This window comes from uncultured Actinomyces sp. (assembly GCA_900541895.1).
Lineage (GTDB): Bacteria > Actinomycetota > Actinomycetes > Actinomycetales > Actinomycetaceae > Pauljensenia.
Window position 1 is genome coordinate 32276 of record UWSI01000015.1, and the last position, 9074, is coordinate 41349.

General features: G+C 54.0%; 8 protein-coding genes. All 8 read left to right on the forward strand.

Going from position 1 to position 9074, the window contains the following annotated elements; genetic code table 11:
- Positions 1-101: 101 nt before the first annotated feature.
- Positions 102-2438 carry a TIGR03773 family transporter-associated surface protein gene (locus QZR18_RS05255; protein WP_295910574.1) on the forward strand — a complete coding sequence of 779 codons (2337 nt, stop codon included), beginning with the start codon at positions 102-104 and terminating at the stop codon, positions 2436-2438.
- On the forward strand, positions 2435-4060 hold the full coding sequence (locus tag QZR18_RS05260; RefSeq protein WP_295910575.1) for an anchored repeat ABC transporter, substrate-binding protein: 1626 nt from the start codon (positions 2435-2437) through the stop codon (positions 4058-4060). The genes QZR18_RS05255 and QZR18_RS05260 overlap by 4 nt, the downstream gene beginning before the upstream one ends.
- Positions 4057-5025, forward strand: a complete 969-nt coding sequence (locus QZR18_RS05265) for a choice-of-anchor M domain-containing protein (RefSeq protein WP_295910576.1) — start codon at positions 4057-4059, stop codon at positions 5023-5025. Before QZR18_RS05260 ends, QZR18_RS05265 begins: the two co-directional genes overlap by 4 nt.
- Positions 5025-5780, forward strand: a complete 756-nt coding sequence (locus QZR18_RS05270) for an anchored repeat-type ABC transporter ATP-binding subunit (RefSeq protein WP_295910577.1) — start codon at positions 5025-5027, stop codon at positions 5778-5780. The genes QZR18_RS05265 and QZR18_RS05270 overlap by 1 nt, the downstream gene beginning before the upstream one ends.
- A complete protein-coding gene (locus QZR18_RS05275; RefSeq protein WP_295910578.1) occupies positions 5781-6620 on the forward strand; it encodes an anchored repeat-type ABC transporter permease subunit in 840 nt (279 codons plus the stop codon).
- A 67-nt stretch (positions 6621-6687) separates the two neighbouring features.
- The gene (locus QZR18_RS05280) at positions 6688-8232 is read left to right on the forward strand and encodes a sodium-dependent transporter (RefSeq protein WP_295910580.1); all 1545 of its coding nucleotides are present in this window, start codon (positions 6688-6690) and stop codon (positions 8230-8232) included.
- Complete coding sequence (locus QZR18_RS05285) at positions 8229-8387, forward strand: methionine/alanine import family NSS transporter small subunit (RefSeq protein WP_291459311.1); 159 nt, start codon at positions 8229-8231, stop codon at positions 8385-8387. The genes QZR18_RS05280 and QZR18_RS05285 overlap by 4 nt, the downstream gene beginning before the upstream one ends.
- An 8-nt stretch (positions 8388-8395) precedes the next feature.
- Positions 8396-9074, forward strand: a 679-nt coding sequence (locus tag QZR18_RS05290) for an HAD-IIB family hydrolase (protein WP_295910581.1), incomplete at its 3' end; no start/stop codon positions are given.

Genomic DNA, 9074 nt, shown 5'->3' on the forward strand with positions numbered 1-9074 from the left:
ATGGGAATGAGAACGATTATCATTCTAGAGAGTTGGTCATGTCATTTTTGTGCCGCAGGACTACACGTGCCCTGTTTTCGCTATTGATCACTGTTGCGGTGATGAGTGCGTGGATTCTTCTTCCAGCCCCGACTCAAGCGGAGGCTCTTTCCTCCTCCCAAGACAAGCACCTGTTAAGCGATAATCTTCAAGTCTCGACGTGCCTGGGGGATAACAATGAGGCGCTGAAGTCTCTGTGTACTACTGGAGAAAATCGGGAAGAATTTCCCCTTCATGATGGCGCGCTTCGACTTCGAACGACCCCGGTCGCTCGTGACACAGATCGCGATATCGATGGGGGATATGAGCTCGATATTAACCTCAACCCTTCTGTCTTTACGCTGGATTCGCGCTATTCCGTTGAATTAAGCGCACGAACAGGCACTGCAGATGTGGAAAATATTGCTCCGCACTCACTTGGTTTTGAATCCCACGAACATCTCGGCCGTGGAGCTGCGTTTGAAGAAGAGATCGACGGAACCGAGGAATTCTTCCGAGGATTTGTCCTCGAGGCCAAGGGAGAGGACTTCGCAGCTCACCCCCTGCATGCACGTTTTGCTGAGCTAGGTATTCGCTCACTGCGCCTTCGCCTTCAGGAACTAATCCCGGGGCAGGAGCCTCGTCTCGTTGCCGAGGCTGAGTTTAGCGCGAGCATTGAAGCTCCCCAGTCCCAGGTGGAAAAGTCCACGCAGAGCGCTGATCTCTCGACCCCAAAGAACGAGCACAATCGAGAATCGGCACAAAGTGAGGGGGCAGCGGTGCTCCCAGAGGCCAAAGAGGCTCGCGAAGCTTCAGTGGCCTCGTCGATGAGTGCGCCCACCCAAGCGGCTCCGCGCGCGAACTTTGGCGAGCGCCGTCTTGTTCTTGACCATGGGCACATTGACCTCTTCTACATGACGCTTGATGATTTGGGACTGCCCGTATTGAAGGTGATGGAAGATGTCACCGGATCGGGAGTCCAACACGAAGCTGAGGAACTTCGCCTGATCATTCCTTCCTCGGCACTCAAGCATTCTCTTCCCCAAGAGATTGTCCCTGGGGGAAGTGGATACTTCCTTCCACAAACTCAAGATCCAACTTTGCCGTGGCCCGGATGGGATGTTCTCTCTCTCGCGCCAGCAGGATTTGAACGCGTTGAATTTGATGTCAGCTATACCCATCCCAACGGAGGACGTATTTCACTGTGGACCGAAGACTTCCTTTCGGGTCGTAGTTCGCGACTGCGCTCGGGGGGATTTGAGCTAGATCCACATGGCTCAACAATTGCTCAAGATTATCTTTCACACACGCATGCAAATTGGGTGTTTTCTCAAGCAGGAAGCTATGAGCTGAGCGTTCAAGCGCGTGCGTATCGAAATGACGGTTCTTTTGAAACGACACGTAGCGCCACGTACCTCATTGAGGTAGGAGGCTCCCAAGGGGTCTCGGGCCCGCAAAACTCACCTGTCCTAAGCGGCGGGGTGCTTCCCCCAGCGGTTGAAGAAATCCCAGCTGGTGACGAAGAAGAATCGCTCACGCGTGATGCGCCCCAGCGCGTAGGTGCTGAGCGCTGTATCCCCACCCGGATTACTCGCGAAGCAAACGAGGATGAAGTCTCACGTATCCGCAGCGATAGCGAAACTCCAAATCAGGCAATCACGACCCTGAACGTTCAGGTTGGTAGCGAAGATGGAATTACTGACGGTCACTTTGATCTGGGACCCGCGATCGAAAACGGTCAGTTAGTTGCTCGAATTAAAGATGACCGATCTGTGCCCGCGGTGTGGAAAGATCCCGCATCAATGACCTTTGCGCTGGGAGATAAGGCAAAGATCAAGGCTCCCGAAGCTCTGAGCTATGCAGCGGCTACCGGGCAAGATGTGTGGATGATTCCCGCTACCCAGATTCGAGGTGTCCCGTGGCTTGGAATGAATTCGCAACGCGAAGAAATCGTCACTGAAACCAGCGGGCAGGTCCGTTTCTCTCTCCTTGATGTTCAAGGCCCCGGAAATGTCGCAGTATTTGAGTCGGGAAGCCTAGGTGCGGGAATCGGCACTCACGTTTTTGACGGCGCAGGAACGAGCTATACCCTGTCTGCCAACACTCATGCGCACCAAAACTGGGTCTTTACTGAGCCAGGCTCCTACCAACTGACGATCGCTATGAATGTCTCGCCTCGTGGCGAGGACTTGCGCGGAAGTGGGAGTGGAACGGCTGGATCCTTGATCGCGGCCGGTGGCACAGGGGAACACGGACGTCCTCTGGTATACGCAATCGTCGGCCGCACGGCCTCGGGACAACCGTGCAGCCTGGCATCAACGGGTGCGGGCGCAACAGAGCTCGCTCCCATAATCCTTGCGGCCCTCCTCATGGGATGTGGGTGCATCCTTGCCTCGACTCGCATGCGGGTGAGGCAGTGAAGATTGCACGAATTGCAGGAGTAGCCCTTACATGCGTACTTGCTGCAGTATCTGGAGGCTGCGCACCACATCTCGATGCCGCATCACAGCGCCCGAGCATTGTCGCGACAACGGGGATCTTGGCTGATTTAGCACGAAATGTCGGTGGTGATTACGTTGATGTTCACCAGCTGATTCCCAACGGTGCAGATCCGCATTCTTGGGAGCTGAGCCTCAGGGGAATTCGCGATATTGCCTATGCGGATATCGCTGTTACAAACTACCTGATGCTCGAAGACCATTCGGTGATTCGCGCGCTCGATGCGAATCTTCCCAAGGATGCTATTTCACTGTCACTGGCGGAAGAAAGCGCAAAGTTTGGCGGCAGCTTGATTCCTCTTGTCGAAGATCGCTCCCTAGACACGCCCTGGCTTGGAATGCGAGTCTACGGCGATGGCAGCCAGAGTGAAGCAAAGCGCTCGTCCCAGGTTGAACTCTCTGTCACTGATGTTGAGGGGCCAGGACAGGCATGTGCTTACATCACAACGAGTTTTGGAAGTCCCGAGATTGCCTTTGCTTCTCGAGATGGTTTTAACGCCGGTAATAATTGGCAGACAGATACTTCGATTCTGCCTGTCGGAGCGCACCAACATATGAGTTGGGTCTTTACTCAGCCCGGTGTCTACACGCTGCATCTACGTGCCCGCCTGCGTATCGCTCCCGGATCTGAACCTATAGAGCTTCCTGCCTCGCAGGTGACTTTTGCAGTGGGAATTGATTCAGAGAAAGTTGCCCGGGAACGTGGTCTCTTTCTTTTGCGACGAGGCCACAGCGACATCACCGTGGACCTGAAGTCTAACGCGTTAACCCTGATGGTTGACCGAGAAAAAGACGGTGGAGTACCTGAGGGTGCACCACTACGCGAAGGTGTGGAGGAGAGCAACGGTCTACCTTCAACTCTTGCCTCTTTGAATATCGAGCGAGTGCTGATTGATGTTCCCTCACGTACTTTGCGTGAGATTCCCAAAGGCCGGGGATGGGAGTTTATCGGCTCAGGTGATGGGCAGGCCTATGTTCTGCCCCAGGCTGTGCTTGGTAAACATGTCCACGGTGATATTGATCCACATGCGTGGCATGACATTCATAATGCGCAGGCCTATGTGCGAGTTATAGAGAATGCGTTATCAACACGCGATCCCGAGCATAGTGCGCAATACGCAGCCAACGCCTCGGCCTATATCGCGAAACTTGATGAGACTGATCGCGAGGTTTCGCAGACGATTGCGGGGATTAATCCACTTGACCGGAAGCTCGTCACTACGCACGATGCCTATGCCTATCTTGCGCGCGCCTATGACTTTGAAATCGCTGGTTACCTGAGTGCTCAGGACGGAAGCGAGGCTTCGATTGCAGATCGTAAACGCATCGCTGAAACCCTGAAGAACATGAAAATTTCCGCGGTTTTCTTGGAACCGCAAAAGCGCAACCGTCACCCTGTGATCGCACAAGTTGCAGAAGAAAACGGTGTTCGAGTCTGCGGGCTATATGGCGACACTTTGGATGATGATGCATCGACGTATATCGACATGATGAAAGCAAATGCTCGCTCACTGTCGCAGTGTTTGGGAAAGGATCACACATGATGAAGAGGATGAGTGCGTTCAATATGGCGCGGGGTCTCTCAGCGCTTTTTGTCGGTATTGCTGTGAGTGTCGCTGTTCTACTGCCAGCATTCGCGGATGATCCTCTCACTCAGCACGTCGACTCCTCAGAACAGGTGGTGCGCGAAGAAGCCACAATTGAACGCGGTCACGTTGACTTGGGTCCAAAGATTGTTGATTCGAAACCGGAAATTCTGGCACGTGATGACTCAGGAGAGACACCGATCTGGCGCCCTTTGCACACTCTTGTCTTTCGTGTGAGCGATTCTGGCAAGCTTCAGGTTCCCTCAGACCCCAGCTATTCGTTCCTGCACGCACACGAGGGAGAGTCATACTGGGTAATTCCCCAGACTCAAAACCCTCGCGTTGTTTGGCTGGGATGGAACACTCAAGACCCGGAACTCATTAAGGTCATGGGCAGTGGTGCAACGATGACTCTGGGGAACCTTCAAGGACCCGGTAAAGCCTGGCTTTTCCTGCAAGACGGGGCTTTCGGGGCGCCGACAGTCTTGTATGACTCGTCTGCCTCCTCCCAATCAGATATCTGGGTTGAAGCTAATACACACGTTCACGCGAATTGGGCGTTTTCTGCTCCGGGAGCTTACGCACTGAGCGTGCGCTGGTGCTTTGGGGACAAAGAAACACCGCAATGTGTTTCGGATACTCTCCGATTCGTTGTTGGCGATGGGGTAAAGGTTGAAGAAGCCCGCGCGCTCACGCCAAACGCGCTCGCGGCCTCGTCGAAAGAGGGGTCGGACACTGCCAAGCCGCAGGAACCGCGTGAACAAGGCGGAAATAGTGAGTATTTGATCTATGGAGCGATCTGCCTGGCTTTGGGCGTGCTTGCCTTTATCGTCGTTTCCCATCGAACAAAGAAGTCAAAAAAGCAGATTGAGGAAGCACGCGAGGATGTTCTTCGTGATTTCGGCGCGGAAAGTGATGTCTGATGGATACTGAGAATTCGGTTTCAGCACTCGATATCAGTGGCTTGGACGTGTCCTACCCTGGGCGTGAGGTACTTAAATCGCTCTCGCTCTCTGTTGCTCCCGGTGAGTTCTGTGCGCTCATTGGCCCCAATGGTGCTGGAAAGACGACTCTCTTGCGCGCAATACTCGGCGTGATTCCCTCTCGCTCGACTCACATTACGTCAATGGGCCTCCCGCTTCAGCCTCGATCAGTCGGTTATGTTCCGCAGCGTCATGAGTTCGCCTGGGATTTTCCTATCAGCATCCGTCAAGCAGTCCTTAGCGCGCGAGCTCGCCGGATCGGATGGGGGCGTCGGGCTAAGATCGACGACCATCGCGCCGTCGAAGAGGCACTGCATCAGGTTGGCCTAGCGCAGCTCGGAGATCGAGTGATCGGGGAGCTCTCGGGTGGCCAACGTCAGCGTGTGCTGGTGGCAAGGGCTCTTGCTTTACGTCCACGATTGCTTCTATTGGATGAACCCTTTACCGGACTGGATATGCCGACTCAAGAAAGCCTGATGGATGTCTTCCGAAGGCTCGCTCTCAGTGGTTGTGCCATCCTCATGACAACCCACGACATTCTTGGGGCCATTGATGCCTGTGATCAACTGTTCTTGCTGAACTCGACTGTTGTCGCCTCGGGGAAGCCGGAAGAAATTCGCGATCCTCAGGTGTGGATGCGCACCTTTGATATTCGCCCGTCGAATCCGTTGCTCAAGGTCCTTGGGGTGATCTAAGTGCTGAGTATCATTGACTTTTTTCGTGATCTGACGAATCCGGCATTGGCATTCTTACCCCGTGCGATTCTTGTTACCTGCGTTGCTGCCTGCGTATGCGCGGTTGTTGGCTGTCATGTTGTCCTGCGCGGGATGTCTTTCATTGGAGATGCCGTCGCTCACTCGGTTTTCCCCGGTCTTGCAATCGCTTTTGTATGTTCAGGTTCCCTGGTATTGGGAGGAACGCTTGCCGGTGTGGGTACTGCTGTGCTCGTTGCACTTCTTTCCCAAAATAGGCGTTTGAAGGAAGACTCAATCATTGGTGTTCTTTTCGTTGGGGCCTTTGGTTTGGGACTGGTCATCATCTCGTGGGCGCCGGGATATGCTGGTTCTCTTCAAGACTTCCTCTTTGGCTCACTGACAGGTATCCCTGCTTCTGAAGTACCTTTTGTGCTGCTTGCATCTGCACTGATCGTTGGGGTCTTTGCCTTCTTTTACAAAGAGGTCGTTGCGGTGAGTCTTGATCGAGAAAGCGCTCGAGTAGCTGGATTGCCGGTGATGGCTCTGGATCTTTTGGTCTATATCAGTGTTGCCGGCGCTGTCGTGATCTCCGTCCAGATCATTGGCAACATTTTGGTTCTTGCCCTGCTCATTACCCCCGCCGCAAGTGCTCGGCTTCTGACAAATTCGCTGGGAGCGATGATCGCAAGTGCGCTCGTCATCGGTGTGCTGAGTTCGCTGTGTGGTATTTACCTCTCCTGGTCTTTGGATCTTCCGGCGGGAGCATCAATTGTCTGCGTTGTTACGCTCGTTTTTATTGGTGCGTGGGTGTATCGATCCTGGCGAGTCCGTTTCGCATAGTGGAAAAGTATTGCTCGTCTCCTGAGACGTTACTAGGTTTGGGCCTGTATTAGGAAGGAACGTTTACATGAGCACGGCAGCATCTCCTGCGAAACGTCGCACGCGCGACACATGGACCAGCCAAACTGGCTTTTTAGTGGCGGCTATCGGTTCCGCGATCGGATTGGGTAATATCTGGCGATTCCCAGGTGTTGCATACACCAATGGCGGGGGAGCGTTCCTCGTTCCCTATCTCGTTGCTCTGCTTTTCGCCGGTATCCCGATCCTTTGGCTCGAGTACGCCGTCGGCCATAAGTTCCGTGGAACCCCTCCCTGGGCCTTCCGCCGTATGAACGCCAAGGGAGAGTTCCTTGGTTGGTTGTGCGTCTTCATTTGCTTCGTGATTATTACCTACTACGCCGCAGTTGTTGCGTGGTCGGGAAGCTACGTCGTCTATTCGATTACCGAGGCCTGGGGTGAGGATTCAAAGACATTCTTCCTTTCTTCTTTCCTGGGAACCGTCGGTTCTGATGAATTCTCGTGGACTCCGGTAGCGGCAGTTGCTATCCCGCTTGTCTTGGTATGGGCCTGCATTTTGCTCATTGCCTCTTTTGGCATCGCACGAGGGGTCGAAAAGGCCAATAAGATTTTTCTTCCTCTTCTGGTTGTCCTCTTCCTCGCTCTTGTTGTGCGTGCGCTCTTTCTGCCCGGTGCGTTGGAAGGCCTGAGCGCTTTCTTCACACCTAATTGGAGTTCCCTCGCTCAACCCAAGGTGTGGCTCGCCGCGTTCGCTCAGATCTTCTTCTCGCTCTCTGTTGGCTTTGGAATCATGCTGACCTACGCCTCGTACCTCCACAAGAAATCGAACGTTACCGGAACTGCTTTGGTCGCTGGCTTTGCTAACTCGTCCTTCGAAATTCTTGCTGGTATTGGTGTGTTCTCAGCGCTGGGGTTCATGGCGCATTCGCAAGGAATCGCTGTTTCTGAGTTGAAGGGACTGACCGGTCCGATTCTTTCCTTCGTGACCTTCCCGAAGATTATTTCGATGATGCCGGGCGGTCCGCTTTTCGGAGTCCTGTTCTTCTCTTCGCTTGTCCTCGCAGGCGTCACCTCTTTGCTCTCGCTCTTGCAAGTGGTTTCTGGTGCAATTCAAGATAAGTTTGCCTTGACCCCCGCGAAGGCTTCGCTCGTCATGGGAATTCCAACAACGATTATTTCTTTGGCGCTTTTTGCGACACGTTCTGGTCTGAATACCTTGGATATCGTTGATAACTTCATCAACAATGTGGGAGTTGTTGGGTGCGCGATTGCCATGGCGCTCTACAGCGCACTCGTGCGCCCCAGGCTTCGGGGTCTGCGTACGCACCTTAACTCTGTTTCAGCGCCGTCGATTCCTCCCGTATGGGACTACCTCGTTGGTATCGTCATTCCCCTGGTACTGGCATTCATGATGGTGACCTCAGTGATTTCAAGTATCAGTGAAGGATACGGCGGCTATGCCGGGTATCTTGTGAACATCTTCGGGTGGGGATCTGTCGGTTTCGCGCTCCTGGCATCCGCAATCGTTACCCTGATGCCATGGTCGCATCCTCAGCGCTCAAGCACCTCGTCAACATCTAAGGAGATCGCATGAACCCCGCTGCTATCATCATGATGATTGTGACGATCCTTCTGGTATGGGGAGGGCTTGTTGCATCCATGGTTATGCTCAGAATCCTGCCAACTCCGGATGGCGATGAGGAGCATGAAACTCTTGCTTCGCAAAAGGCCGAAGTTCCGACACGATAGGGGAAGATGTGCGCCTCGTCGCCTTTGATCTTGATGACACCCTGGCACCGTCGAAGTCTGCACTTCCGGAGCCGATGGCCAATCAACTTCGTGCACTGCTCGACTGTGTCCCAGTGTGCGTGATCTCTGGCGGAGAGTTTGGACAGTTTCGCACCCAGCTACTGGACAACCTCGGCGCTTCTTCTTCTCAATTAAAGAACTTGCATCTCATGCCCACCTGCGGGACGCGCTACTACCGTTGGGATGAGCGGGATGCTCAGTGGGAACAGGTCTATGCCAATGACCTGACTACAGAGCAGCGTGAGCGCGCAATCGCGTCGCTCGAACGCCATGCGCGTGAGCAAGGGGTATGGGAATCCCATCCTTGGGGAGAAATCATTGAGGACCGAGGTTCGCAGATTACCTTCTCAGCGCTGGGGCAGAAAGCTCCTCTAGAGGCAAAGCGCGCGTGGGACCCGACAGGTGACAAGAAGCGGGCTCTTCGCGATGCGGTTGCAGGGGATCTTCCAGACCTTGAGGTCCGTGGGGGAGGATCAACTTCAGTTGATATCACGCGTCACGGAATCGATAAGGCCTACGGGATGGGCAAGCTTGTTGAAATCACTGGAATCGCACCAGAAGACATGCTCTTCATTGGGGATCGGCTAGACGAGGGCGGCAACGATTATCCAGTGAAGCGTGATGACA